This is a genomic window from Nostoc sp. CALU 1950, from assembly GCF_051172895.1.
Lineage (GTDB): Bacteria > Cyanobacteriota > Cyanobacteriia > Cyanobacteriales > Nostocaceae > Nostoc > Nostoc edaphicum_A.
The window spans coordinates 1-26,676 of sequence record NZ_JBDNJQ010000055.1 but is presented as its reverse complement, the minus strand read 5'-3'; the positions used below and the strand labels follow the sequence as shown (position 1 = coordinate 26,676).

Below are 26,676 nucleotides of genomic sequence, written 5' to 3'. Positions count from 1 at the left end.
GTAATTTATAGTTTAAATTTAGGATATCCTATTGGTGCTTTCCTGGTTTGAGAAGATGATTGATGCGGATTGTTAGCAGAGCAAAAAACCCCATCGCCATCTAATTGTGAAGTTGGAGTATCGGCTCCTACAGTCGGTAATGTGATTTGACGCGGCAATTCAATTTTAAACGTTGAGCCGATCCCCAACTTGCTCTCAAGAAATATTTTCCCACCCATCATTCGCACCAGCGAATCTACAATTGCTAAACCCAGACCTGTGCCTGGATATTTGCGAGTGATAGTTTGATCGACTTGCCGAAATGCTTCAAAAATACGTTTAAAATCCCTGGGTGCTATGCCAATACCTGTATCTCGAACAATAATTGATACTCGATTTGCAGGCAGTTCTTTAACCTCAACCCAAATCTCACCAGAATCTGTGAATTTAATGGCGTTGGAGAGCAGGTTAATTAAAATCTGTTTGACACGAACTGGATCATTAAATACTAAAGGATTTTGCGAATCTATTTGAACTAACAATGATATATTTTTGGCATCAGATAGAGAGCGCATTTCACTGACAGCGAGATTTATTACCTTTGATATGTCAAATATTTCCGCCTTTAAATCTAATCGTCCTACCTCCAGCTTAGAAAAGTCGAGAACTTCATTGAGTAACATCAGCAAATTCTTGCCATTATTCAAAATGCGCTCAACCATATCTGCTTGCTGGTGCGTTAGTTGACCAAACTTAGGACGCAATAGTATTTGCGAAAAACCAATAATCGCATTCATTGGCGTTCTGAGTTCGTGGGACATAGTTGCCAAAAAATGTGATTTTAGCAGTGATGCCTCCGATAGCTTGAAGTTTTGCATTTGAATCTGTTGCTTTTGTCTCTCCAACTCTTGATTCTTACGAGTGAGTTGTTCATGACTTTCTCTGAGTTGCTGGTTTGCTAAAGCTGCCTGCATTTCAGCCCGATAAATCCGAATCGCACTCCGCAAAACCTGTGCCAAGGCTTCTGGAGATATCCTAGACTTAGAGAGATAGTCTGTAGCACCAGCTTCGATTAATTGAACAGCAATTTGTTCATCTCCTTGACCAGTTAAGACTACTAAAGGAACTTGAATTTCCGAAGACCGTAGCTGTTGGATCAAGGTTAGTCCATCCTGGTCTGGTAAGCGATAGTCGAGAAAAACACAATCATAGGCAGTAGTGCTTAAAGCGGAGAACGCATCATTACCATCGCCTACTTCAGACAGTTCCATCTGAACACCTGCTTTAGTCAGGGCACAACGAACTGTCATCCGGTCTACTTCGTCATCGTCTACAACCAAAATTTTCAGCGTCTCTTCCATCGGTTTTTATTTTTGCCGCCAAACATAGGTTGATGTATAACATTTCTCTTTTCAGATTATCCAACTAAAGAATATAAGATTTCGGACATCTAAAATCTGTAACTTAATTGACTAAGACATTTTGCATAATATCCAGTATCTGTTAAGCCTTGCCATTATCTCAACAAAGGTATTGAAAGGTAAAAGGCTTCAGATAGATGCACTTTGGGCATTTACTTGGGTCAAATTCAGTCTGTTGTATCCTCAATCTGATTAATTTACCAGAGTCTGGGAATTAAACTCCTAGCAAATGACCAATGGTTCTCAAAAAATTAGCAATTAACAAACTGAAAACGATTGATCTGAAAACAGCAGACAGAGCTGATATAAAGTAAAATAAAATACTTTACTAAGCTTAAAACAATTGTAAATGAGTGAACAAGCGACCGTCGTCAGCCATTGGTGAGAGTTGCATACAATTATCGTGTACCATAAGCTTGAACAGTTTTACCCATTAGATTGATTAGATTAGGTAAATAAGAAAGTACTACCTATATCTATTTGTGAATCTTAAGTAATCCTACCTCCTAAGAACTTTGACAATTTTCTTAACATCGCCAGATATGTGCCAGTATTTTTTTAGCGATCGCAAACTTTCAGTGTTTGGAAAAATACTAAGACTTACTGTGAATTCTAGTAAAAATACCACCTGCGTCCAAACCTCTACGAGGTTGACGCACGCCTGATTACTCTTCCTAGTTGTGCTTGAATTCCTTTTGGGATTGTCCACCATCGAGCCTGACTTTTTAAGTTATGTGGAAAAATCAACAAAAGACCTAATCCCTGAGCAAGCTTCCCTACAAAAATTGGGCGAGAACCCCACCCAATTGTAAGCGCCGTGTAGACGGCGGGTTTTTAGACCCAAGTTCTTTACGATCAAGGGCTTCAGCGCTTGAGTCAGTATTTCCTCCTGGCTTCTGCCTCCTGCCCTCTGCCTCTTTTGATTAAAAATAGCTCTAAACCATCCTTCACTTTCTCGTAAAGCAACTTCGACCTTTGTAATTTGTCCATTTTCGTAAGCTTTTTTCAAAGCTTCATACAAAATAATAGTAATTAACGAATGGAACATGGCAACTCAAAGCTGAATTGTAAGCAAGAGAGAGCAATTTGGCATTCGTCTCAATATTTCATACTTTTTGTGCAACTATCCATATATCTCCAGCTAGATTTGTCCTCTATCGAAATATAAAAAAATCGGGTATTTATTATTTCTATCGGTGGATGCAGACTGGTTGAAATATCATCTATCTTTAGTTTGGGAAAATTAAGAGATAGTGCTCACAAAAGGTAATACTTTGAAAGATGCAAACAGCGTAAGAGTGAATGTAGCGATGAATGAAATTAGTATTATTTTAATTGAAGATCATGACTTAACGCGAATGGGGCTACGAGCGGCATTACAGTCTCACAGTGCATTGAAAGTAATTGGCGAAGCAGCAAATGCTACCCAAGGATTAAAACTTTTAGAAACGGCAAAGCCAGATGTAGCTGTGGTAGATATCGGCTTGCCTGATATGGATGGCATTGAACTCACCCGAAAATTCAAACGTCACCAGGCTGAAACTGGGCAAACAACAACGAAGATTCTGATCCTGACAATGGATCATACAGAAGATGCTGTACTTGCAGCTTTTGCGGCGGGTGCTGATTCTTATTACATGAAAGAAACAAGCATCAGTAAATTAACGGAGGCGATCCAAGCAACTTACGCTGGAAACTCTTGGATTGATCCGGCAATAGCCAATGTGGTATTGCGGAAGATGCGCCAAGGTATTCCTGGAGAAAGCCAAAGCTCTGATAAGCCAAAGACTGTAAAAATTGAGGCGCTGGCGTCAGAATATGAGCAAGTTTTAGAAACATACCCCCTGACTCAACGGGAACTGGAAATCTTAGAGTTGATTGTAGCTGGGTGTAGCAATGGACAAATTGCCGAGAAACTCTACATTACAGTTGGTACTGTGAAGACCCATGTTCGCAATATTCTAAATAAACTGTGTGCTGATGACCGTACCCAAGCAGCTGTGAGGGCCTTACGCTCTGGTTTGGTGGCCTGAGGAGTGCTGAGTTAAGAGTTAAGAGTTAGGAGTTAAGAGTTAGGAGTTAGGAATTTTATTTCCACTCTGCCTCCCATGCCCAATTCCCAATGCCCAATTCCCAATTCCCAATTCCCATTCAAAATCGTTCCTGTAAACATTCTGCAATACGTAGTGCGGCTCCCGGTTTACCCATGCGCCGCAAACCATTTTCGGCAATAATTTGCAAAATATCAGGATTTTTGAAGAGAGACTGTACGATTTGGGCAACTTCTGCTGGCTGCTCCACTAAAATCAAAGATGAGCCTAAAAGACGACTTTGAGATTCAGCAAAAGCAGGGTTATATTGAGGCCCATTACCGGGAATCGCGATCGCAGGTTTGCCTAAACCGATAAACTGTTCTGTAGCTGTACCTGCCATTGCGATCGCTATATCTCCCAAATGCAAGCAATCATTATAGGCTTGTTGGGTCAGAAGTAGATATGCATTTCTTTGTTTAAATGTCAAGATATTTGGATCAGCAATTTGGATAGGAGATGCTGATTCAGGTCGCCAGCCTTGGGATTGGACACTTTGGGATAAAATATTAGAGTCTAAGCCCGGAGCGATCGCACCTAAAAACACCACTGTGCCAGAAGTGTAAAATACTGAATCTCGCTCCTGGAAACTTGCCATCAACGCAGATACGGCAATCATAATTACTTCCCAGTTGTTGTATGCCTCTGGCGGACGGGAACCAGGAAGCAGAGTTACCATTAAAGGTCGAATAGTCTCTCGCTGTTGGCTATCCTGACTATAAAATTGTTGGCGTGAAAACGTCGGTTCCAGACTATCCATCATCGGATTGCCCAAATTAAAAGCTGGAATTGGCCATTGTTTTAATGTTTCCGTCGTCAGCGCATCTCTGGGGAACACCGCCTTACAACGGCGACGACTCATTAACCAACGTTCCCAAGGATGGTAAATTGAACCAGAAAAGTTTTCCCAACGCCCCTGCTTGGATTTCTGTGGTAATAATCCAGCTTCATCGCGCACGTGATATTCAGATTTCGCCGTACCCACAAAAGCATAATTAGCACCACTGAAAGTTGCAAACAACAGGGGGAGAATATCTCCCACTGCTAAAATCGCCCTTTTATTGCCTAATTTTTTTTGAGAACTCACCCAACGGCGCACAGCTTTAATCTGGCTGAGGGTAAGTTGCAATAAACCACCGCGTACATCCCGCGCTAATTGGCGTCCATCCATATAAATAAAGCCCCCAGAAGGCATAGTACGGACTGAACCAATGAGGGGGATATCCAACTGTTGGTAAGCCCGTCCTTCACCCACCAGAGGTAAAGCAAATATCTCTGGTGGGTTTGGTTGTCGTTGGAGTTCTTGCAAAATCCGAACTGCAATGACATCTTCCCCATGACCATTACTTAATACAAGTAACCGCAAAGGAGAAGTTGCAGATTGAGAGTTAGAAGCTAAGGATGACCGAGTATTACTCATAAGAAACAAAATATCAAAATTAACTGTCTGTTTGGGTAAGAGGTATAAATAGGGAAATCGGCGAAGAAGCTGGAAGTTAGTATTATCCCTATTCGTCAGCCTCACTACAACTAACTCCCAGTTAATTAGGTTAAATATTATGCGAGTTTCTGCTACTGCTATTTTTACTTTAGCTACTTTAGCTGCTGCCAATGTGACTCAGCAAGCAACGGCTGCACCTGCTAAAACCGTTACTCCAACTGAAAAAGCGGGTAACTTAGTAGTGCCAATAATTGAAGATACTCCCGCACGGGTAGAGACAATTGCTTCCCCAGAAACTATAGTTGCACAACAATTTTCCCAAAATCCCATCGCTGTAAAAACAGGTGCAGTAGTCTTAAACTCAGCAGAAAAGGGTAATTCATCAGTAACACTCCCCCTCATCTCCTCCTCTCCCTCATCTCCTCCTCTCCCTTCATCCCCCAAAACCACTACTACTGAAAGTAACTTAGTAGTCACAGCTACAGAAGTACAGGTAGTGGGAGCCAATCAAGAATTGCAAGATATTATTCGGAAAGTAATTAAAACCCAGGCTGGTGGAGAAACTAGTCAAAGCCAGCTACAAAAAGATGTAACAGCAATTTTAGATACAGGTTTATTTAGCAATGTCAGTGTAAATAGCTTTAGCACACAGGCTGGATTGAATGTAGTTTATCAAGTGCAGCCGGTGATTGTGCGATCGCTGCAATTATCTGGTGCGAAAGTCCTCACCTACCAAGTAGCCCAACAACAGTTGCAATCTCAGATTGGAACCACCATCAGTCCGGCTGGACTCCAGCAAGCAGTCGCACAAATTAACAAGTGGTACGCCGACAATGGTTATAACTTAGCGCGGGTGCTATCAATTAAACCCAATTCCCAAGGTATTCTCACTGTGAATGTTGCTGAAGGCTTAGTGAGTGATATCAAGTTTCGCTTTATCAACGAGGAGGGTAAAACCGTTGATAGCAAGGGTAATCCCGTCGCCGGACGTACTAAACCAGATTTCCTGCAACAGCAACTCAAGTTAAAATCTGGTCAAATCTTCCAAGAAAATGTCGTTAAACAAGACATCCAGCAGCTATATCGTACTGGTTTATTTGAGAGCGTGAATGTTGCCTTAGAAGGAGATGCGACCAAACTTGATTTAGTTTACCAACTCAAAGAAACTGGGGCGCGTGGTGTTAACTTGGGTGGTAGTTACAATGCCGATCAGGGATTAGTAGGCACAATTAGCTATCAAGATCAGAATGTCGGCGGAATTAATGACACTTTAGGTGTGAATCTGGCTGTCAGTAGCCGAGACTTGCAGTTTAATAGCAAATTTATCAGTCCCTATCGGACAACTAACCCCGATCGCTTAGGTTACACTGTGAATGGTTTTCGGAATCAGGAACTTTCGGAAACCTTTGATGACAAGATTACCCTAGCTAACGGCGACAAAGTGCGAGAAGGTCAAATTGGTGGTGGTATCAGCTTACAGCGACCACTTGACGACTGGAACACCTCATTAGGATTAAACTATACCCGAACTAGTATTCGCGATCGCCAAGGTAATATTACCCCAAATGACGCTCAAGGCAATCCCCTTTCTGCCAGTGGAACTGGTGTTGATGACCTAACTACCGTATCCTTCACCGCCACCAAAGACCAACGGAATAATCCTCTCAATCCAACTCAAGGTTCCATTCTGAGTTTGAGTACAGAACAATCTGTACCCATCGGTGAAGGTAATATTTCCCTAAATCGCCTCAAAGCTAATTACAGCCAGTATTTACCAGTCCAATTATTTAACAGCCAACAGCCACAAGTGTTTGCGGTGAACGTCCAAGCTGGTACTGTCATTGGTAATTTACCACCTTACGAAAGCTTTAACTTGGGTGGTTCCAACTCAGTGCGCGGTTACGATTCTGGAGAAGTTGGAAGTGGTCGCAGTTATGTGTTAGCCTCCGCAGAATATCGCTTCCCTGTCTTACCAATCGTTGGTGGCGTATTATTTGCCGACTTCGCCTCAGACTTAGGTTCTGGTGATACTGTATTGGGAGATCCTGCGGGTGTGCGGGATAAACAAGGTTATGGTTTTGGTTATGGGGCTGGAGTGCGATTAAATTCACCACTAGGCTTAATTCGGGCTGACTATGGCATTAATGACCAAGGTGAAAGCAAAGTCCATCTAGGTATTGGTCAGCGATTTTAATCTGAGTTCAGGCGTTGCGGAAAGTTAAATATACATTATCCAAAAACCTTGTAGAGATGTAGCAGTGCTATGTCTCTACATTCTTTTTCACTTATATCTCTCATTAGCGATCGCTTCTAAAAATAACTTTTATAAATTGACAAATGTATTACACAATATTTAATAATATATACATTTCAATAATCAAAGGAAAAAAACTATTGTCAAGTTTTGACAGACATTAATTTTTTCATAGTGATAATCCAATACAGTTCAGATAAAATCAAAACACTTGTAGAGACGGCGATTTATCGCGTCTTCAAAGACCAATTACCTACACCAATAACCCTTAACTGAACCGTATTGAGTGATAATCATCCAAAATATAAAAAAATATTATAAGTAATAGTATGGAAAAAAGTGTTATTAATGCCAGCCTTTCTACTCAGAATCTAACCTTTCGTCCAGGTGATACCCCAGTCTCATTTGAGGTAACTGTCAATAATGATAGCGATCGCTTTGTCAATTTTCAGATAGAAATTACCGCCGCCGGAGAAACCCGGAACACAGGATATCGCTGGTATCGACTCGAACCAGAGGTAGCAGCAGCCAAGCCACCGGGCAGTAGTACCATCTTCCAAGTCTTCGTATTCAATACACCTATTCCGGGATTTGTCGGTACTGTCAACCTGATGGTGAATATTTTCTCACCACAGTTAGCACAACAATCCAGACTGGTGCTGCGTCTGAAAATTGAGCGAGACAACAGACCAACGCATTTAAGTGTAGAATTGCCTGTGCGAGAGTTCCAAGTTTATCCCCGCAATTCTGTAGATATACCAATACGAGTGCGGAATTTGGGGCAACAACCGACTGATGTAGTCCTACGTTTTACAGGTGTTGACCCATCTTGGATAGCTGGCAGTGCAGAACGCCGATTATCCTTAGATCCAGGTGGTTTAGTAGAAGCGACATTTCAATGTCAGCCTCCTTCTGTAGTGCAAGCACCCAGTCAAAATTACCCTTTTACTATTGAGGCTGTCAGCAATAATGGTTATCCAACTAATGCTGAAGGTAAGATTGAAGTTTTACCTGTGGGTTTTATAGACTTTACTACCACAGAAAAACACCTCAAAATTCCTAGTAAATCGGCATGGTTACCTGACTGGAAATCTGATACAGCTTCCTTTCAATTACTATTTAAGAATGCTAGCAATCTAACTCAGCAAATTAATGTCCAGGTTCAAGGTAGAGACTGGCGAAAATGTAGTTTCAAAAAACTTCCCGAAATTGCCAATCTCCATTTAGGAGAGACAAGTAAAGTTATCCTTGATGTTAAAACAAAACGTCCTTGGGTAGGAATAGGTAAAACTTTGTTGCTGGAGGCTAAATCGGAATTATCCGACCAACGTTTAGGGAGTACAGACCCCGCCACGCAGACATTAGAAGTAGAGACTCTGCCAATTATACCTTTATGGCTACAACTGGCTGCGATCGCACTTTTAGCCGCACTCCTAGCATTAATATTGCAACCAAGAAATGTAATGCATACACGTTCTGTCAACTCAGTCCGTTTTAGTGGCATTGGTTTATCTGTGGTCAGTGGCTCAGATGATTGCACCTTAAGACTTTGGAGAATTGGCACTGATAGCTTAGACCCCGACGATACAGTAAGATATCCTGGGCAGCCTGTTGCCTGTGATAAACCACAACAGCCAAAGGGTTTGATGGCGATTACCGATGATGCAGTACAAGTCTTACGCTTCATGCCGTTACAAAACGATCGTGCTGCTGTTGGTCTAGATAATGGTGTAATTGAACTCAGAGATATCCCATCAGGTGCAAAGATTAGCCAACTTCAAGACCTTAAAGATTCTAAAGCAAAAGGCGATCGCGTTTTTGACCTAGCTTTCACCTCAAACTCACTTAACTTATTCAGTGGTTATGGCAGTGGTAAAGTTAGATTGTGGTCAAGACCAGCGCCTAACAGCGATTTTCTGCCAGAACCGCAAGTTATCGATGTCCAAAGTACCTTGAAACTATCAGGTTTCCAAGTCCGGGCATTAAATCTCAGTCCAGATGCAAAAACTCTAGTAATTGCCGGAAACTTCAAGCGTTTCATTTTATGGCAATGGAATCCAACTCAGTCTGATAAACAATTTCCAGGTTTATCAGTGCAAAATCTAGAAAAACTAGACCCATTAGTTGGACGTGAAGACTATATTTGGGCATTGGCTTTTGTTCCTAACTCGGCAGAAAAAATCCTCGCAACCTCCGATTCTGCGGGATTCATTACGATTTGGAATTTAAATCAGTGCCAAACTGTCAAAAATCCAAATCCACTCGAACAAATAAAAGAACTCAATTGCTCACCACTAGACCGTTGGTCAGCATCAAAAACATCTGTGCGTAGTCTGGCATTTAGTGATGATGGTAGTCTGCTGGTCAGTGGTGGCGATGATGGACGAGTCATGGTTTGGTACTTAACCCCCGAACATAAACTCGACAAAACAAAGGCAGCAGAAGGTAAAACAATTTACCAAAGCTCTAAAAAAATCAATAGTATCGACTTGAAAACTAATCAAGGAACCATGATTGTGAGTGGAAGTGAAGATTTTCAAGTCAAACTACACCGCATCAAATAAGGGAGTTGATAAGATGCAAGCTAAATTCAATCCACTACAAGTTATTATCAACCCACCTGGAATTCAATTTGGAATGCCAGGAGATACCATTGAACTCTATGTTGTTGTGATCAATCAGGGAGATCAGAGTGCGGTTATTGACTTATATTTTGTTTTTGACGAAGTATTTCAAAATTTAACCGGTTGGTCTAGTTCTCCTAGAGAAAGTTTAGCATTAGCTCCTCAACAGAATAGCGACGAAGTCAAATTTGAGTTTCAAATTACCGCAAATGCTTTCCCCGGAACCTATGACTATACACTAGTCGTAGATTCTCCTCTACATTATCCCCAAGATACTCCCATAACCTTCCCAAATCAAATTAAAGTTCTGCTAGCAGAACAGACTGCAATTCGGGTGAATGACCCGACATTTTCCATTAGACCGAACACCAACCCCAACAAACCGCTAATTTTTAATCCTGGTGAGCCTCTGCAAGTGGAGGTAATAGTAGACAATCGCTCTCATCTCGTAGATAGGTTCCGCTTGAGTTGCCCAGATTTAGATGAGGACTGGTACACAATCAATTATCCGACAACTGGATACGAGGGGACAGGATTAGTATCTGATGTCACTGCACTAGAACTCAACCCTGGTACTCAAGGTCAAATATTGTTGAAATTTCACCCACCTGGGGATACTCTTGCGGGAAGCTATTCTCCAACAATCCGCTTGTATTCAGAAAACTCTCCAGACTTAGTGCTGTTGGATTTGGTATACATCCAAATTCCGACAAATTATCGTCTAGATATAGAACTTCATACCATCTTGGGACAAGTTAGCCGTAGTCTTGGCAAGTACGAATTATCACTAGCTAACCGGGGTAATATTGTCCGCGAACTGATATTAAGCTTAAAAAGTCGGGATGAAGAAGAACTATATACTTATAAATTTGATCCTACTGAAGTAAGATTATTACCCAATAGAAGCGCAGTGGCCAATTTGACGGTTAAACCCAGACCTTGGTGGCGACGACCGTGGTTTGGTGCAGGGCTAGTGGTCAACTTTCAACTCGACATCAAAGACCCACAAAATTTACCCTTACCTAACACATTGCCTCAAGGAACTTTGGTATGGAAGCCCCGTCCCTGGTGGCAATTTGTTCTGTTAATTTTAGCAGTATTGGGGTTATTAGGAGGAATAGGATTTATCATTTGGCGAATTTTAAATCCCGATCCTTTAAGATTAGAAAACTTTAGTGCTAATAATCCTCGAATTACTGAGGAAGAGGATGAAGTAGCTTTGAAATGGGACATTCACAATTACCAACAGTTGCAAAAGTTGGTTCTGACAGCCAAAGGTTCGCAACCTATTCAGCCTATTACTTATGACTTTAGCAATGGCATTCCTGAAACACTGGGTAAGGGAAGCGCTAATCAAATACCTCCTTGTCAGGTGCAAGAGAAACAAGAGCTAATTTGTAGCAATGTTAAAACTGGAGTGAAAACAAAAGGAAACTACACATTTGAGTTACAAGCCTTTTATCGTAGTGGTATACAGTTATTTTCTCCCAATAACAAAGTAGCCAGTCAAACAACTCAAGTAGAAATAGCTGAAAAACAAATTGCTGAAGTACTTAGTTTCCAAGCAGATAAGCCACAGTATACAAAAGGTCAAAATATTCTTTTAAACTGGACAATTGCCCGGCCATTATTGTTGGCACAAGTTCAAATTGTCGGCAGTGCAGATGACGGTACATTATATAGTGAACCAACTACTTATAAATTTAATCAAGGTAATCTTGCAGACCCTAAACTTCAAAAACTATGTACACAACAAAATCAACAACTGCGATGTATAAATATTCCTCTTTCAGCAAATAAAGCCGGAAACTTTGCCTTTGAAATCAAAGCTTTTCCCAACAATGGGAGTGATAAAATTAGTTCTAAAAAGACTGAATCAAAAATTGGAATATTACCTAAACCATTTAAGATTGTCTCTTTTAGAATCAACGGTAGTGAGCAACCAAATGTTGTTCTCAACGAAGGGGAATCTGCTACTCTGAGTTGGAGAGTAGAGGGAGAAAATATTCAGGTTAAACTTCTGCCATACGGCAATGACGTTAAACCAGTTGATTCAATAAAGCTTCCAGTCAATCAAGCCTTCCCGCCTCAAATCGGACTGCTAGTGAATGATATATCTGGTAAGCAGCAACCCCAGCAAAGAGGATTTGCAATCACAGTTCTCAAAAAAGTAGAGCCTACTCCTATACCTAGCATTAACCCACTTGCGCCTGGTCTTCCACCCAACAGTAGTCCATTTAAGACTCCCTTACCTCTGAGGTAGGGCTTATCGAAAGCTATTTTGAAAATACAGAGAGGTGCGGCACTCCAATACAGTTCAGATAAGACCAAAAGACTTGTAGAGACGGCGATTTATCGCGTCTCAAAAACTTGTTGTGTAATTTGTCAATCCGTAAGTTCTGTAAGTGCTTTCGAGGAATAGTATGAAGAAGTTGTAAAATGTTGTGGTTCTGCCTCTTGATGCTCAATTCCTATTTTTATGAAAAGCTCGGCGTCTGCGCCCATTTTCAAAGAGGGGTTTTCGCAATGGTACTACCTCAGCTTCACTACTCTCGCGTGCTACCCGAATCAGCAACCCAGCAGCTATTAAGCTAGCAATCATGGAATTCCCACCATAACTAAACATGGGTAAGGGCAAGCCAGTAGTTGGTAGAGAACCTGTAGCAACACCGATGTGGAGCAATGATTGTCCCACCATCAAAACCGTCACACCGATCGCTACCAATCGATGTACTGTATTTTTAGCCTTCAGCGCCACAATTAATCCGAGAGTGGCAAATGTAGCTAAAAGTGCTAACAGCACCATACTGCCAACAAAGCCAAACTCTTCGGCGAACACCGCAAAAATAAAATCGGTATCCTGAATTGGTAAATAAAATAACTTTTGTTGAGAAAGCCCAAATCCAGAACCCCAAGTTCTACCAGAACCCACAGCTAGTAGACTTTGCACCAACTGGTAGCCATCTCCTGTAGCATCCGCCCACGGATTAAGGAATGACATTACCCGTCTACGCTGATACTCTTTAATACTAATACTGAGTAATGCCAACATCACTCCACCAATTGCTGTCCCTCCCAGATACTTGTAAGGTAAGCCAGCCGCTAGAGCAATTAGCCAGATAGTCATACCGCAAAGTGCTGTTGTACTCAAGTTAGGCTGGGCAATAATTCCTAAAAGTACCAGACCAAAAATACCCAGCCAAGCCAAGCGAACCCGCCAACTGATTCGTTCCCACTGACCAAAAAGCCGCGCACTTTGCAGCACCAAAAAGGGTTTAATTAATTCTGAAGGTTGAATCGGAATTGGCCCGATCGCAATCCAACGCGCTGCATCAAAAGCCTTTTTTCCTAATCCTGGGATCAGTGTGACGAAAATTAACGCCAAAAACAGCAACAAAAACCAATGGGCTAGCCCCAAAATTTTCTGCAATGGTAAATTAACAATAATATTGAATCCAATTAAGGAAACAAATACCCAAAGCACTTGACGCTTAAAGTAGTACAACCCATCATCATGACGACCGTCAGCAACGGGATAGGATGCTGAAAATAGCATGACCAAACCGACAAACAGCCAAATCAACGTTAACCAGCGCAACAACCGCGCTTCTAATGCCCAGTTGGAGACTGAACTATCAAAAATTGGAATCAGGTGGCGTAGATTCACGATCAGTACAGGTAAAAAGTTAGAAATTAGGAGTTAGAAATAAAACTCATAAATCATAACTTATAACTCATAAGTAGGCCTTACAACCATAAATCTTAGAGATGTCAACTTCAATACACCGTTAGTTAATATTTCTTACAACTTGCTTGGCTATGCCCACGGTTAGTATTAATATATGTTTTAGTAGTTTTTTATACAACAGATTAGTAGATTGAAGAATAATTCAGAGAGGAATCTGATCTAAGTCCTACTGAAATCAGAAATTAGGAGAGTCAGAATAAGAAAGTGTTGAGTCCCAATCCCCCACTGCAACCATTTCTGAATTCTGACAATTCATAAAGTTCAACGATTTAATACAATTAACTGCATGTTTATCCACAGACAAGGGAATTTCAATCCAGAACTCAGTTCCTTGTCCAGGTTCTGATAAACATTTTAATGTTCCCCCATGTTTTTCAACTACAATCTGATAACTAATTGATAAACCTAATCCTGTACCCTTACCTACAGGCTTAGTTGTGAAAAATGGATTAAACAGTTGTTCTTTGACTGCTTCTGTCATTCCTGAACCATTATCAGCAATTCGGATCACACAGTTAGTTTCGATGACTTCTGTAGTAATTGTAATTGTATTGGGATTAGCATGAATATCTGCGATCGATCGTTGAGTATTATAGCTTTCAAGCGCATCGATTGCATTACTGATAATATTCATAAATACTTGATTGAGTTGTCCGGCGTAACAATATATTAAAGGCAAATTTCCATAAATTTTAACTACTTTGATACCAGGATGATCAAGGCTATTTTTAAACCGATTCTGTAAAATCAGCAAAGTACTATCCAGTCCTTGATGAATATCAACCTTTTTCATCTCAGCTTCATCAAGACGAGAGAAGTTTCGGAGAGACAACACAATTTCTGAAATTCGTTCAGATCCTACCTCCATAGAATTTAGGATTTTGGGAAAATCATCTACTAAAAAATCTAACTCAATTTCCTTGATGTATTTTTGAATATCTGACACAGGATTGTCATAAAATTGCTGGTAAAGATGCACAAGCTTCAGCAAACACTGTGTATAATCTTTTGCATATTTCAAATTACCATAAATAAAGTTAACAGGATTGTTAATTTCGTGAGCGACTCCTGCAACTAACTGTCCCAGACTGGACATTTTCTCAGCTTGGACTAATTGGGCTTGAGTTTGTTGTAGCTCCCGGAGGGATTTTTCCAATTTTTTAGACTGAGCCTCAGCAATTTCTGCTAGATTCTCCTTGATTTGTAGCGCACTCCGTAGTTGTGCTCTTTGCTGTTTCAGTTCAACTGTTAACTTTTTGGCATCAACCAAAGCAGTATTCTGAGCTTGCAGTAGAAACAGGAAATCAACTATTGGGTCGTGAATCGCAAAGTCTTTGAGTTTGATACCCAGAGGGGCCAGGCTAGTTGTATCTGTAATCCAAGGAGAACCTAAAAAAAATATCACCTCCTGCTCTGGTTGATACATCATCTGACCCTTGAGCTGCATTCCATTATGGAGAAACTCTAATATGAACAGGGCACGAGACTGTTTACTAATAGCATCAAAATCAACCAAAATTTTTGGACGATTAATCTGGAAATGCTGCTCAATCAATTTACCAACCAATGGTTCCGGACAAATGCGCCCAAAAACATCACCAGCCTGTACAATTTCCCGATTGCGGCTAAAGGCAAAATGGAAAGGAAAAGCTTTCGCCAGTAACTCTGGTGAAAGCGTAAGGTGAGGAGGAGCCATGCTACTGCACTCAATTTGGTTTATAAATCACTAAAAATTCATCATGTTCAGCACCTTCATCCCGACTCTGGGTTTGGGTAATATGAACTTCTGTATCAAACCTGGTTCCTAATCCCTTGACTAGTCCAAGAATCATGGGCGTTAGCCCTTCTCTATCAGAGCGGTAATGTAAGCTCAGAGAATTTTCTTCCATGTCAGTACATTCAAATGATGGAGGCTGGAGTTTAGGAAAGCTAACTCCTACACGAGCATGAAGATTGTCAAGGTTTTCTAAAAACTCAGGCAGTGTATCTCCACTCATATCCATCATTTCGCCATAGCCTTCTTGAGCTGTGTACTGAACCCAGAACTCTCCAAAAGCTTGCATAATTTGTTTGGGAGATAAACTCAGAACGACACTAGCAGCTTTTACCAGTTTGTGGGTGATGTCATCGGGATAGCCTTCCATACTGAGGAAAACATCTACATCCACTTCTGCCTTGTGCTTAATTTCTTTCCAAGTCTCTTCGCCAAAGCGACTGCACACCATGTCTTGAATCGCCTTGTTCACTAATCCGTACATGGAAGCCTCCTCTTGCTGCACCTAATTTTGCTTTATGAATTTGCCCAAGACTCGACAACTAACTCCTTAAAAGGGTTATTTAAATAACAAAATTTTCTGTATTCAAACCTTGAAATGTCTTATGACGGCTTTAAAAACCGAAAAAATAGGGAAAACTATTTGTATTATAGTGCTACAAATCCTCGTTGCAACAACCGTATTTTCACTTACTCCTTTTATTCAGTGAGTTTTGAGGATTTGTAGTAAGCACTTTAGTGCTTAAAAAATAATTACTAAAGTTCTCACTACAAACTTGCTCACCCATCAATTTAAGGTTGACTAACTACAGCGATTCATCCAAAGGCAACCATGAATCAGGATACAAGCTATATTTAGAGATTTGACGCTGAATTCCGTTAAAAAATTGGACACGGGCATCCATCGCTTCGGCAATAGCCAGCTTTACCTTGATATCCTCTTCATTCATAGTGATTCGAGGTTCAATCACTGCTGCTAGCTTCGCTGCATGACTATCATCCACATCAATATGGACTTCAAAAAAGATCAAGGATTCTTTCGGTAAAGGAGCAGCGCCAACAATTCCTTTGTATAGTTGCGTGTACAGCGAGCTAACAATTCCTTCGGAAGCATAACAGACAGCACCCAATGCAGCTAAATAGCCGTACTTATGTGGCATCTGCAAGTAGGTTTCAATAAGGGCGCGAGTTTCAGGTGCAGTGGGTAGTGCTGTCAGACTTTCATCGTGGATACCAAGAGCGCGGGTAAATTGACGAAATAATTCTGGGTGAGACTGAGTTATATCTCCCTGTCCCATTTCGTCAAATAGGTTTTCCAAGATGACTAACTGACTACTTTCATCTTCGCAGCAAGACAAAATGCTAGCCAAGATACGATTAAATTCTTTGGAGAATTTGTACATCTGAACAGCTAGTACCTGTATGTCTGGTAAAAATAAATTTCCAGTCCGACAGCGAGTTAAGAACTCATGATTCCATAGAGGATGATTAGCCGCTATTTCACGGAAGGAATTTCTTACTAAAGAAGATGTCTGTGTCATCGTGATATTTGTAAGGCTAGATGGAGGGGTTGATCAAGTAAGGGGCTAAAAAATGATTCATCTATTGCGATATGTTCTGGAGTCACACGCAATTCTTGTAAAATTGGCATCGTATTGAAGCCAGCAATTTTAAGAGCATTAAAGTAATCCTCAAGAGTTTTGTGAATCAATTGGACATTTAGCCAGGAGCCATCTCGTTTCCAAATACGACCAGGAAACTGCTGATCTCGCTTACTGAAGTAGCCTGCACCCTCAACTTGAAAATAAAACGGATATGCTGCCTCCCGCATATATGGAAAAGATGGATGGGGAACGCTGAATACGAATCGACCACCAGGACGAAGAATGCGTGCAACTTCTGCCATACATTCCTGGGTTTGAGCAATTGTGAGATAGTTAAATAGAAACACTGCAACAACTAAGTCAATTTCGCCATCATCAAACTGCTTGAGATTAGTAGCACATCCTACTTCATAGCTAATACTCAAGGCATCTTCTCTTTCTTGTAAGTTTGCTGCTGCAATCATGCCCTGGGAAAGGTCTATTCCATGCACTCGTTCAGCACCGCGTCGGCGTAGTTCTCGACTGCAATAACCTTCTCCACAACCTATATCAAGTACTCGCAACCCAAAAACAGGCTCACAAAGCTCTAGTACAAAAGGGCGTGCTGTAAAGTCTGATAAGGAAGTAGGTTCTCCTCTAATCCACTCTGATGCTGTGCGATTATATAAGTTTTTAGTTGAGTTTTTGTGATTCACATTTGACATTTTTAAGTGTTTGTTTATACTTGTTTTATACTTGTCTTAATCAATTTAGTCTGACAAGACTGAAATAATGGATGTATATGTTTTAACAATTAATATATTGTGTTGATAATGTTGATTTTACCGATTTTATTTTGCTTGTTAGTTTTGCGATTAAAAACTATATTTTCCAACTAAATTGCTACCTAGAAAATTCTCATCTTGTTAGTTACTTCAAATATAAATAGCTAACTTATATTTAACTTCATGAACTTGCATTGTTACTTAGTTGACAGCAACTTCATATATAGGAATCATATTTGATTTTTGAACAAAACTCAGTACACCTTTATTCCTTCTTCCCAGTCCCTAGTCCCCAATTCCCAATCCCCAGTCCCTTACCTCTACGAGTGATTCAGAAATCAAATCGGATTGCTATATAGATAGTTAGATTTTTAAGCCCCAACTTTATCTATACTTTACTAATAAAGTTACAAATAACTCTTTTAATCAAGACAAGTAAGACAAATAAAACAGTATATTTTACGAAGTATAAAGAGAATAATCTTGCTAATTTTGTAATAGCCAGATTCGTTTTAAAAACGAAATTGCTTTGGATAGATGAGTGATTTAACCAATTTAGAATAACGTTGGAAGAAATGATGTTAGAAGAACTGTTAGCAGAATCACCACTGCGCGATCGCCTACAATATGAGCGTGCAATCGCATTTTCTGAGCTTGGCGATCGCCTCTTTGATGAGCTTGCTGATAAAATTGCTACAAAGCGACAGTACCGACTACTGTTTGAACACACATTAAAGCCTGAGTTATTCCAGCAGATCCGCATTGCTGCTGCTGGTTATATTTCAGCGTGTCTGAATAGTCCCATCATTCTTTCGGAAGCTGAAATGCTTGAACGACTGCTGGAAGCAAGAAGTACTTTGCCGAACTATACCGGCACTGGTCTTTTGATGCCCAAGCGAGAACATACTCTGGCATTTAACCTCTTTCAAAAGAGCGTCGCAGACGCTTTTTACCAACTAGGAGCGAATGACCTGATTGATGCAGTGGATTTACCAGTCAATCTCCGCATGGTGTATGGCAAGACTGACGCCAAGAAGTTGGGTTTGCCTTTTGCTAGCTCGAAGTGCCATAGCGATGTCTGGGCAGGTGTTGCAGCTGATGCAACTGTAGTGGTTTTGCCATTATTTGGCGACATCGATAATATCACCATCGAAGCAGGTGAAATGCCCCGCGAAATGGAACTACAGTCTATGCAGGTGATGTCAGACTTCGATGAAGGTCGGGATATTCCGATGGTTGTCTCCTACACAGAAGCACAACTACAACATGGCACAATGTACTTTAATGATGCTCGTGGATTGCACCAAACAGTAAGAAGGAAAACTGAAGGTCTAAGAATTTCAGTAGATTTCCGGTTCCGCAGGAAATTCAATGAAGCTTACCGGGCAATGGTCACACCTAATATTGGTGGTATTGAAGAAGATATGAGCGTGCCATATCAAGACTGGCTAAAGGTTGGTAAAGAAACACTAATTGTGTTTGATGAAACTGTTGAACAGGCTAAGAACAGACAGAATGCGGACGCTCCAGTTCCACTTTATACTCGTGGGTATCGCCTTTTAAATATGTTTAACTTTTGATTTGCAAAAATCCGAGCCATAAAAAAGAGGTCTTTCTCGACCTCTTACCAATTCCCTAAAATAATGTTCTATTTACAGAATTACGACAAGCCAGTATTAGCGCCTTGCTTACCAGTTGCCAGTTCCACTTTGATGATTGTGCCACCTGCTTTTTGAATGCGTTGCTGTTCGCGGAACCAGTTTTCATAAGGAACTAGCTTAGTGAAGTAAGTATTTTGCAGTTCGCGTTGGGTACGAATTCGGGTTTGGCTGGGAACTAGAGCAGTAATTTTAAACAAACGGGACATATTTTGAAAATCTCCTGTATACCTTGTGAAAACTTTTTTTATCTCAAAATCTTGAGTGCAAATCTTTTAATCATTCAAAGGCTGGAAATCAAACATCAATACTAGACCACCAACACTCATCACTGATAATTTACCAAGATAAGCAATATAACGTTCTAGCACTCACGGTTGATTTCCAGACCTTAATAAAGCCGCACCTAAATTCTTAAGCGCAAACTAGCTCTTAGCTTAAGCCAGAGGAGATATAGTCTAAGTAAACGCCCATTTCCTTACCAGCGTCAGAACCTACCAAACTGGCGGTTACTTCCTTGATTGCTTGGATAGCTTGCACGGTAGCACCGACGGGAACGCCCAAGGAGTTGTAGGTTTCCTTCAAGCCATTGAGCACACGCTCATCTAGGATGGAAGGATCGCCAGCCAACATAGCGTAGGTGGCATAGCGGAGGTAATAGTCCAAATCACGGATGCAAGCAGCATAGCGGCGGGTGGTGTACATATTGCCGCCTGGACGGGTGATGTCAGAGTATAGCAAAGATTTTGCTACAGCTTCTTTGACGATCGCAGCAGCGTTAGCACTGATGGTGCTAGCAGCACGTACACGCAGTTCGCCAGTGGCGAAGTAGCCTTTTAGCTTCTCTAAAGCAGAAGAGTCTAGGTATTTACCTTGAACGTCTGCGGAGTTAATGACAGCGGTAATTGCGTCTTGAGCCATGTTGTTAATTCCTTATTTCCAACCGTATTGCAATACTTCTGTTTAAGTAGGTAAACAGTTTTACCCTATCCGAGAAGGGCGCCAACTAGGTAGTCGAAGTAGCCACCAGCTTCACTAGCGTCATCACCAGAGAGCAATGTAGAAGCTCCACTTTTCAGCCCACGGATACCTTCAGCAACACCATCGATAGGAGTTCCCAAGGACTTGTACAGTTCACGGGCACCGATAACACCAATTTCTTCGATGGGGGTAACATCACCAGCAACAATACCGTAGGTAATGAGGCGGAGGTAATAATCTAGGTCACGCAGACAAGTAGCAGTCAATTCTTGACCGTAAGCGTTACCACCAGGAGACACAACATCAGGACGCTTTTGGAACAGTTGATCGCCAGCTTGCTTAACAAGACGTTCGCGATTTTCTGTCAAAACTTGAGCAATCCGCACACGGCGCTCACCACTTGCAACAAAAGACTTGATCCGATCTAACTCACCAGGGCTGAGGTAGCGAGCTTCTGCATCAGCATTCACGATAGCTTTCGTGACGATACTCATTAATGGATTCCTCCAATACGAATGAAACCAGGATTTGATTAAACTGGTGCGACTTTGAGTTGGTTTACTGAGTTTATTTTTTCGTTCTTTCAGACACAACAGTTTTACAACTGCTACGGCTAATAAATTACGAATTTGCTTGAGTCAACATAAGTACACAAGCTTTTAAACTCAGTTACCTTCCGCAAAACATTTTCCGGCATTCTGTTGAGCATTTATGACTGCTCTTAATACTTTGTAATATTGCTTTTCAGAATTTACTGTTTTAGGCGCAATCTGAGAGCATTATTACGGAAGATTACGAAGGTTACAGGGGACAGGTTACAGGGAACAGGAAATAATCTGTACCCTATTCCCTATTCCCTACTTCCTAATCAACCGCTACACTACCAAGGTAGTTACCTGCTGGCAGAGACGGGAAGCGGTTGTAAGGCACAACATCTTCACCAAAGTAGCGGCTATATTCTGGACTTTCGACTATTGCTTCTACAACAGCTGACAAACCGCTATCGGCTAGCAGGTTGTTGTACTGGCGAATTTCTTCCTGAGTTGCGGGTGTGCGCCCCAACAGATGACGGAAGAGGAACTCAACCACCTTGGCATGAGGATAAGGTGACAAGAACCGCTGGCGATAGATTTGGGAACTGGCTAGTTCACGCACAAACTCGCGGACGGAAATTTCACCATTCTGGAGTTTTCTGTCTAGGTCAGTACAGCGGAAATTATCAAGCACTTCACCGCTAAATATATCCAACACCTGACAGTAAATAGCGTTGATTGCCTGTTGTTTTTCGGCTTGGTTAGTGCTTTCCGTTAGACGGTAAATGCGTGCATGTTTACGCACTCCCTGTTCCACGGATTGTCCACTACCATCGTTGTAAGAACGACCTAGTTCAGCAAACGAGGGCTTACCATTTGTTTGCGCTGCTATATCTGCGATCGCCTGTGTCAACAGCGGTGTATTGTTACTAACTCCGACGCGGGCTTGCACTGGCTTAAAGCTAGGTACAACCACGTCATCGTTTTGCTTGGTAAGCTGGTTGTAAAGCTTCTCCGTATTCGGGAAGTTTGCCGCTGGGAGGGTCGGGAAGCGACGGTAAGGCACCGTATCTTCACCAAACACCTGGTTATATTCCACACTATCTACCAAAGCACCAATAAAGGCACGAATACCTTGAGTAGCCAAAATCTGGTTATACTTGCGGATTTCTGCTTGATCTAGTGGCGCACGCCCCAAGAAGTGTTTGGTTCCCAACTCAATCACTTTGGTGTTGGGGTAGGGTGTATAGAATTCTTTCAGGTAGAGGTTAGAGTAACCCAAACCTTCAATAAATTCCTTCACACTAATTTCGCCGTTCCCCAGCTTGCTTTCCCATTTTGTAAATTCATTTTTGGCGATGTAGGGCGCAATATCCCGCTCAAAAATCTGACGATAGGCAGCACTAATCAAAGTTTTTACTGCAACTTTGTCACTGGTATTCGCTACCAGCTTGAAGATTTTGGTTTGTTCGCGTTGCTTGCTGACACCTTGGTTAATGCGGAACTGAATATCTGGTTCTGACCGTTGTTCTGTGACTGTACCCAATGTCACAAAGCTTGGTGTTACTTCCTTCTGAACTTTGGCGGCAATATCATCACGAATGCTACCAACGCGTAATTGTCGTCCTGATACACCACCAGGAGTCAGATACCGTTCGTAAGGAATTGTATCTTCACCAAATGCTTCGCTGTATTCTACGCTGTTAATGATGGCGTCAACCACCGCGTAAAAGCCCTGTTTGGCAGCGATGTCAAAGTACTTGTTGATTTCTTGACGACCATAGGTCGGACGACCCAACAAGCGGCGGTGAATATACTCGATCGCTTTACAAACATAGAGCGATGACCAGTACAGATTGCGGAATACATCCGACTTAGCTAAACCACGGATAAACTCCCGCACAGAGATGTCGCCGTTTTCTAGCTTGATTTCCAATACCTTCGGGCGCTGACCTTCGTAGAGATCACGACCGAAAACTTGCAGGTAAGCAGCTTTTATCACTGCTTGCGTGGAGCTTTCGGAGAATCTGACGCTAGAATTTTTGGCAGCCTTTTTACCTCTAGTACCAGGCAGCTGATCTAACTTGAACACCTTAGGTCCAAGAGTACCAGGAGCTTCACCCCGCGCTCTGGGATTACTATTTTGGTTATTAATCCCTGCTCCTTGGTGAATCAGGATGCGTTTGGTATCCTTGCTAAAAGGAGCCGGACTGGTACTGGGGTTGCGAGTTTCTTTCGGGAAAATCGCCCCAAACTGAATTTCCAAGGGATCATTACCAGAACCGTAGGGATGTTGATCTGGTAGCGGTTGCTCGTAAGCTGCAAATGTAGTGATGAACTGAGGTATCTTGCGGAAAGGCGCACTGTAGTTAAACAGGTCTTGCTGCGGCCCCCAGTTGCGACATTCTTGTGCTTCTTGACCCAGACCCCGGAGGTAGGGTACTGTTTCTTCACCAAAATAGTCGCTGTATTCAGCAGAATCTACTAAGGCATCTACTATGGCTGGTAGACCACCGTTAGAAATAATCGAGAAGTATTTTTGTACTTCTTCACGGCTACTTGGCCCCCGTCCTAGAATGTGACGGAAAGCTAGTTCGATGACTCGGCTGTTAATAAAAGGTTGGTAAAACTGTTTTTGGTAAAGAGGAGATTTAGCTAAACGACGGACAAACTCTTTCACGGAGATGTCGCCATTCTTCACCTTGGATTCTAGGTCAGATATGGACAAGCTATAAGCACGGGTAATGTCGCGCTCAAAGATTTGCCGATATGCGGCCTTGATTACCTCATTTTTTTCGCTACTTGATAACCCAGTTTTCATCACAAACTTGGGACGCCGTTCTGCTGCATTAAAGTAAATTTGCGGCAGTTGCAACCCTTGCTGGTCGCTAGAGGGGCGTTGACGGACTTTATTTGAAGGTGTGGCTGCTTTGAATTCTGTTAACAAAACATCCATGTACTGAGACACAATTGCTGTAGCCTCAGCATCGTTGCGGAAAAACGAAAGTGATCCGGCTTTGATTTCCTGCAAAGCTACTAGCGTTGCTTCACCAGAGCAGGCATTTTCAATTATTTCCCGTAAACCCCGTGTATTCACCGCTATGATGTTGGGGTCGCCAGCAACGATCGCATAAGTAGCGTAGCGCAAGAACCAGGATAAATCCCGCAAGCTCTTGGCCATGTTGCTTGGGCCATAACGAGCAATATTAATTGGTCTGAAACCTGCCGGTGTTGGGCCGCTAGGGGATGAGTTAAAGATTGAGCGTAAATTTTCTAAGAACCCACCACGACTTTCAACGTAGGTTACAGTTCCTAGTTGCATCCCTTGTTGAACATTAGCACCACCACCAGCAGTTACTAGTTCTGCTTCTCTGGGCTTTTCTAAAAAAGCCATTGGCGAACCACCGACAAAAATCCGGTTGGCAGCCCGAGATACGATAATCTCAGCATTTTCCGTCAGCGTCTGGGAAATTTCTAGACGCTTTGCACCAGATGCAAAATAGCTTGCCAATTCATTTAATTCACCATTTCCCAAGAAACGGTCTTGCTGCTCCGCTTGGGTAATTGTAGCTACTGCTAGGGTTTGATATAGTTGCGGACGCGCAACTGAGCTTCCACCACTCGCCTTAACACTCATCGGATTTGTAAAACTCCCATCATAAGCGTTTATGTGTTAAGTCTGGATTGTTTTGAGGCTTGACACATCGGTGTGTCTATGCTTTATGAGCTTGAGAGTATTGCCTACAAAACTGCCAGTAAATTAACCCAATTAGCTTTTAGATTAGAACGTTTTGCGTTCTCAAGGCGGGTTTATTAAGAAGTGTGTACAACCTGTATCTTAAATGCCTCTAGTCTTAAAAGTGCATACCCCAATTTGCCTGAGATTAAGTCTAAGTTTTGTAACTAAGTAGTAGGTTAGGAACTGTTTACCGATTTCTTTTTTATTGAAACGCAGATGTGCCTCGCCTTCCCACAGGGTAGGAACACAGAGGATTCACCACGAATTAATGAAATATTGTACTTAGTCAGTGGACAGTAGTTATTATGCGATGCTAAGTTGTTTTAGCTACCAATCAATCATGTTCACAACTGACACCGAACTGGAAGTAATTCTTAATTTATGGTAGTTACATCTGCAAATACTCAGTCTTTAAATCCAGGGTAAATACTATGTACGAAGGTTTTAAATTTAACTATCTATTCCATGTTAGCCTAACTGCGATCGCAGTTATTTTGGCTGTCACTCCAGCAAATGCGCTTCCAGGGCAAAATATCAGCACCGTTGTCAAGTGGGCAAAGACCAGACCTCAACTACCACCTCTGAGATATAATAGCGAAGCCCAAGGCTACGATGGTACAAAGGGAAATTTATACTTTTATGCTGATGTCACTTCTCAAAATGGGACAGTGAATAAAGAAGGTATAACTGTTAGTGGTGATAAACGCCTCAAATTCACCACAAAAAATGCCAATGCTGTGAAACTGTTACAAAATATTTATAATTCTAATATTGCCAATGACTTCCAGAAGTCTCGGTATGTTAGCAAAGTTGGACGTGATCAGTATTATCGCGGGCAAAAGTTTGCTTACATTGCTGCTGAGGTACAAGGTGGGTCTGCATTGCAGATAATTTCCTTGAATAAGTTGCAAGAGTTTATAGATAATGCCAAGTATTGCCAAACCAATCAGTGTGACCTTTAATTAATTCGTAATTTTTGAGTTTAATTTTTCTTCTCTACGAGACGCTACGTGTAGCTTGCTTCTCCAAAGGGGTACGTCTATACCTGGCGTTTTTTTAGTCGGGGTCTAAATTTACTGATTTAACAATCTTTAATTACGAATTATGAATTATTTTAATTAATCTTGTAGCCCCAACTCACAGCGCAAATCAAACTCTGATTGGTTGTAAATCATTGGAGCGATCGCAAAAGACAATATGATAAAAATCAAACCATAGATAAGTAAGGCAGTGTAAATTCTTAAAGGTTTGTAGTCATCTACGAAATGCTACGCTAACACGTACAAACTAAAGGTTAGCAGTAAGTAGGTCAGCAGTTATAATCAACAATATAAACTTCAAGGTTCAAAATATTATGAATTTAACTGTAAAAACTTATCCTAACAATACTGTACCCAAGTTAAATTATGATGTGCTGATTGAAAATCAACCAGATGGTGGAGTTAGTGCGACAGTGCTAGGCTTGCCAGATTTTAAAGGCTCTGGTGTGACTAAAGAAGAAGCGCTAGAAAAAGTAATTCAACTTTTGCAAGAGCGAAAACCAGAAATAGTGACTTTGGAAATTGAACCTCCCCAAGCCGAACATCCTTGGATGAAATTTGCGGGTATGTTCAAGGATGATCCGCAATTTGACGAGATGCTGGCATATATAGAAGCTGATCGTCGTGAACTTGACGCACAAATGGAGGAATATTATCAGCAACTTGATGCGGAGAATGAAACTAAGTGACTTTATGGATACTTGATACGGATCATGTCTCACTTTTTCAACAGCGACATCCAGTTGTTACACAGCGTATTAATGCAGTAAATTCTGAAGACATTGCCATAACGATAATTACAGTTGAAGAACAACTGCGTGGTAGGTTTAATGTAATCAGAAAGGCTTCATCATCTGATGCATTGCTATTAGCTTATGCAAAGCTACAGGATACTTTAGAGTTTTTCAAAAATGTGCGATCGCTAGGATTTGACGAGTATGCTATTAATTGTTATGAAGACTTGATTCGTCAGAGCTGATTCGTAAAGTAAATGTTAAATAGCTAATCGCCTGACCATGAGACGAA

The 26,676-nt window shown here is 41.5% G+C and carries 18 protein-coding genes and 1 pseudogene; 8 read left to right on the top strand and 11 right to left on the bottom strand.

Annotation, left to right across the window (positions count from 1 at the left end; translation table 11 throughout):
• Nucleotides 1-5: 5 nt before the first annotated feature.
• Complete coding sequence (locus tag ABF638_RS16525; RefSeq protein ID WP_435023916.1) at nt 6-1,340, bottom strand: ATP-binding response regulator; 1,335 nt, start codon at nt 1,338-1,340, stop codon at nt 6-8.
• 1,370 nt (nt 1,341-2,710) lie between these two features.
• Between ABF638_RS16525 and ABF638_RS16520 the strand changes: the two genes are divergently transcribed.
• A complete protein-coding gene (locus ABF638_RS16520) occupies nt 2,711-3,433 on the top strand; it encodes a response regulator transcription factor (protein ID WP_069068737.1) in 723 nt (240 codons plus the stop codon).
• Between the two features lie 118 nt (nt 3,434-3,551).
• On the opposite strand, the gene ABF638_RS16515 is transcribed toward ABF638_RS16520, so the two are convergent.
• Nucleotides 3,552-4,910, bottom strand: coding sequence for a lipid-A-disaccharide synthase-related protein (locus tag ABF638_RS16515; protein WP_435023915.1), 1,359 nt, complete (start codon nt 4,908-4,910; stop codon nt 3,552-3,554).
• Nucleotides 4,911-5,049: 139 nt separating this feature from the next.
• Here ABF638_RS16515 and ABF638_RS16510 point away from each other — a divergent pair, with 139 nt between their 5' ends.
• The 3 genes from ABF638_RS16510 (at nt 5,050) to ABF638_RS16500 (ending at nt 12,072) form a co-directional block, all read left to right on the top strand.
• Nucleotides 5,050-7,125, top strand: coding sequence for a BamA/TamA family outer membrane protein (locus ABF638_RS16510; protein WP_435023914.1), 2,076 nt, complete (start codon nt 5,050-5,052; stop codon nt 7,123-7,125).
• A 389-nt stretch (nt 7,126-7,514) separates the two neighbouring features.
• The gene (locus ABF638_RS16505) at nt 7,515-9,749 is read left to right on the top strand and encodes a hypothetical protein (protein WP_435023913.1); all 2,235 of its coding nucleotides are present in this window, start codon (nt 7,515-7,517) and stop codon (nt 9,747-9,749) included.
• Between the two features lie 13 nt (nt 9,750-9,762).
• Complete coding sequence (locus ABF638_RS16500; RefSeq protein ID WP_435023911.1) at nt 9,763-12,072, top strand: COG1470 family protein; 2,310 nt, start codon at nt 9,763-9,765, stop codon at nt 12,070-12,072.
• A gap of 201 nt (nt 12,073-12,273) precedes the next feature.
• Here the strand turns inward: ABF638_RS16500 and ABF638_RS16495 are convergent, their stop codons facing one another.
• The 5 genes from ABF638_RS16495 to ABF638_RS16475 form a co-directional block, all read right to left on the bottom strand.
• The gene (locus ABF638_RS16495) at nt 12,274-13,476 is read right to left on the bottom strand and encodes an FtsW/RodA/SpoVE family cell cycle protein (RefSeq protein WP_435023910.1); all 1,203 of its coding nucleotides are present in this window, start codon (nt 13,474-13,476) and stop codon (nt 12,274-12,276) included.
• 256 nt (nt 13,477-13,732) lie between these two features.
• Complete coding sequence (locus ABF638_RS16490) at nt 13,733-15,253, bottom strand: sensor histidine kinase (protein WP_435023908.1); 1,521 nt, start codon at nt 15,251-15,253, stop codon at nt 13,733-13,735.
• A gap of 10 nt (nt 15,254-15,263) precedes the next feature.
• On the bottom strand, nt 15,264-15,815 hold the full coding sequence (locus ABF638_RS16485) for a heme NO-binding domain-containing protein (RefSeq protein ID WP_435023907.1): 552 nt from the start codon (nt 15,813-15,815) through the stop codon (nt 15,264-15,266).
• 322 nt (nt 15,816-16,137) lie between these two features.
• Nucleotides 16,138-16,872: a TenA family transcriptional regulator gene (locus ABF638_RS16480; RefSeq protein ID WP_069068899.1), complete on the bottom strand. Its 735-nt coding sequence runs from the start codon at nt 16,870-16,872 to the stop codon at nt 16,138-16,140.
• Complete coding sequence (locus tag ABF638_RS16475) at nt 16,869-17,639, bottom strand: methyltransferase domain-containing protein (protein ID WP_435023905.1); 771 nt, start codon at nt 17,637-17,639, stop codon at nt 16,869-16,871. The genes ABF638_RS16480 and ABF638_RS16475 overlap by 4 nt, the downstream gene beginning before the upstream one ends.
• A gap of 635 nt (nt 17,640-18,274) precedes the next feature.
• Between ABF638_RS16475 and ABF638_RS16470 the strand changes: the two genes are divergently transcribed.
• On the top strand, nt 18,275-19,279 hold the full coding sequence (locus ABF638_RS16470) for a hypothetical protein (RefSeq protein WP_435023903.1): 1,005 nt from the start codon (nt 18,275-18,277) through the stop codon (nt 19,277-19,279).
• An 80-nt stretch (nt 19,280-19,359) separates the two neighbouring features.
• On the opposite strand, the gene ABF638_RS16465 is transcribed toward ABF638_RS16470, so the two are convergent.
• From ABF638_RS16465 to ABF638_RS16450, 4 genes and pseudogenes are all read right to left on the bottom strand, one after another.
• The gene (locus ABF638_RS16465) at nt 19,360-19,566 is read right to left on the bottom strand and encodes a phycobilisome linker polypeptide (protein WP_094349821.1); all 207 of its coding nucleotides are present in this window, start codon (nt 19,564-19,566) and stop codon (nt 19,360-19,362) included.
• A gap of 223 nt (nt 19,567-19,789) precedes the next feature.
• Nucleotides 19,790-20,278 carry an allophycocyanin subunit beta gene (apcB, locus tag ABF638_RS16460; RefSeq protein WP_069068902.1) on the bottom strand — a complete coding sequence of 163 codons (489 nt, stop codon included), beginning with the start codon at nt 20,276-20,278 and terminating at the stop codon, nt 19,790-19,792.
• A 65-nt stretch (nt 20,279-20,343) separates the two neighbouring features.
• Complete coding sequence (gene apcA, locus ABF638_RS16455) at nt 20,344-20,832, bottom strand: allophycocyanin subunit alpha (RefSeq protein WP_181927499.1); 489 nt, start codon at nt 20,830-20,832, stop codon at nt 20,344-20,346.
• A 382-nt stretch (nt 20,833-21,214) separates the two neighbouring features.
• Nucleotides 21,215-24,508 (bottom strand): annotated as a pseudogene (locus ABF638_RS16450) (phycobilisome rod-core linker polypeptide); the annotation flags it as partial.
• 533 nt (nt 24,509-25,041) lie between these two features.
• Between ABF638_RS16450 and ABF638_RS16445 the strand changes: the two are divergent.
• From ABF638_RS16445 to ABF638_RS16435, 3 genes are all read left to right on the top strand, one after another.
• Nucleotides 25,042-25,572, top strand: coding sequence for a hypothetical protein (locus tag ABF638_RS16445; RefSeq protein ID WP_435023900.1), 531 nt, complete (start codon nt 25,042-25,044; stop codon nt 25,570-25,572).
• A 392-nt stretch (nt 25,573-25,964) separates the two neighbouring features.
• Nucleotides 25,965-26,339: a hypothetical protein gene (locus tag ABF638_RS16440; protein ID WP_435023898.1), complete on the top strand. Its 375-nt coding sequence runs from the start codon at nt 25,965-25,967 to the stop codon at nt 26,337-26,339.
• Nucleotides 26,336-26,629 (top strand): type II toxin-antitoxin system VapC family toxin, encoded by a 294-nt coding sequence (locus ABF638_RS16435; protein WP_435023896.1) that lies wholly within the window; start codon nt 26,336-26,338, stop codon nt 26,627-26,629. Before ABF638_RS16440 ends, ABF638_RS16435 begins: the two co-directional genes overlap by 4 nt.
• Nucleotides 26,630-26,676: the final 47 nt, after the last annotated feature.

Excerpts from the sequence above, each read along its gene's own strand:
- ABF638_RS16490 (WP_435023908.1), bottom strand. The coding sequence starts at position 15,253 with ATGGCTCCTCCTCACCTTACGCTTTCACCAGAGTTACTGGCGAAAGCT.
- ABF638_RS16510 (WP_435023914.1), top strand. The coding sequence starts at position 5,050 with ATGCGAGTTTCTGCTACTGCTATTTTTACTTTAGCTACTTTAGCTGCT.
- ABF638_RS16525 (WP_435023916.1), bottom strand. The coding sequence starts at position 1,340 with ATGGAAGAGACGCTGAAAATTTTGGTTGTAGACGATGACGAAGTAGAC.
- apcA (WP_181927499.1), bottom strand. The coding sequence starts at position 20,832 with ATGAGTATCGTCACGAAAGCTATCGTGAATGCTGATGCAGAAGCTCGC.
- ABF638_RS16470 (WP_435023903.1), top strand. The coding sequence starts at position 18,275 with ATGATGTTAGAAGAACTGTTAGCAGAATCACCACTGCGCGATCGCCTA.
- ABF638_RS16445 (WP_435023900.1), top strand. The coding sequence starts at position 25,042 with ATGTACGAAGGTTTTAAATTTAACTATCTATTCCATGTTAGCCTAACT.
- ABF638_RS16485 (WP_435023907.1), bottom strand. The coding sequence starts at position 15,815 with ATGTACGGATTAGTGAACAAGGCGATTCAAGACATGGTGTGCAGTCGC.
- ABF638_RS16440 (WP_435023898.1), top strand. The coding sequence starts at position 25,965 with ATGAATTTAACTGTAAAAACTTATCCTAACAATACTGTACCCAAGTTA.
- ABF638_RS16500 (WP_435023911.1), top strand. The coding sequence starts at position 9,763 with ATGCAAGCTAAATTCAATCCACTACAAGTTATTATCAACCCACCTGGA.
- ABF638_RS16520 (WP_069068737.1), top strand. The coding sequence starts at position 2,711 with ATGAATGAAATTAGTATTATTTTAATTGAAGATCATGACTTAACGCGA.
- ABF638_RS16475 (WP_435023905.1), bottom strand. The coding sequence starts at position 17,639 with ATGTCAAATGTGAATCACAAAAACTCAACTAAAAACTTATATAATCGC.
- ABF638_RS16505 (WP_435023913.1), top strand. The coding sequence starts at position 7,515 with ATGGAAAAAAGTGTTATTAATGCCAGCCTTTCTACTCAGAATCTAACC.
- ABF638_RS16480 (WP_069068899.1), bottom strand. The coding sequence starts at position 16,872 with ATGACACAGACATCTTCTTTAGTAAGAAATTCCTTCCGTGAAATAGCG.
- ABF638_RS16465 (WP_094349821.1), bottom strand. The coding sequence starts at position 19,566 with ATGTCCCGTTTGTTTAAAATTACTGCTCTAGTTCCCAGCCAAACCCGA.
- ABF638_RS16515 (WP_435023915.1), bottom strand. The coding sequence starts at position 4,910 with ATGAGTAATACTCGGTCATCCTTAGCTTCTAACTCTCAATCTGCAACT.
- apcB (WP_069068902.1), bottom strand. The coding sequence starts at position 20,278 with ATGGCTCAAGACGCAATTACCGCTGTCATTAACTCCGCAGACGTTCAA.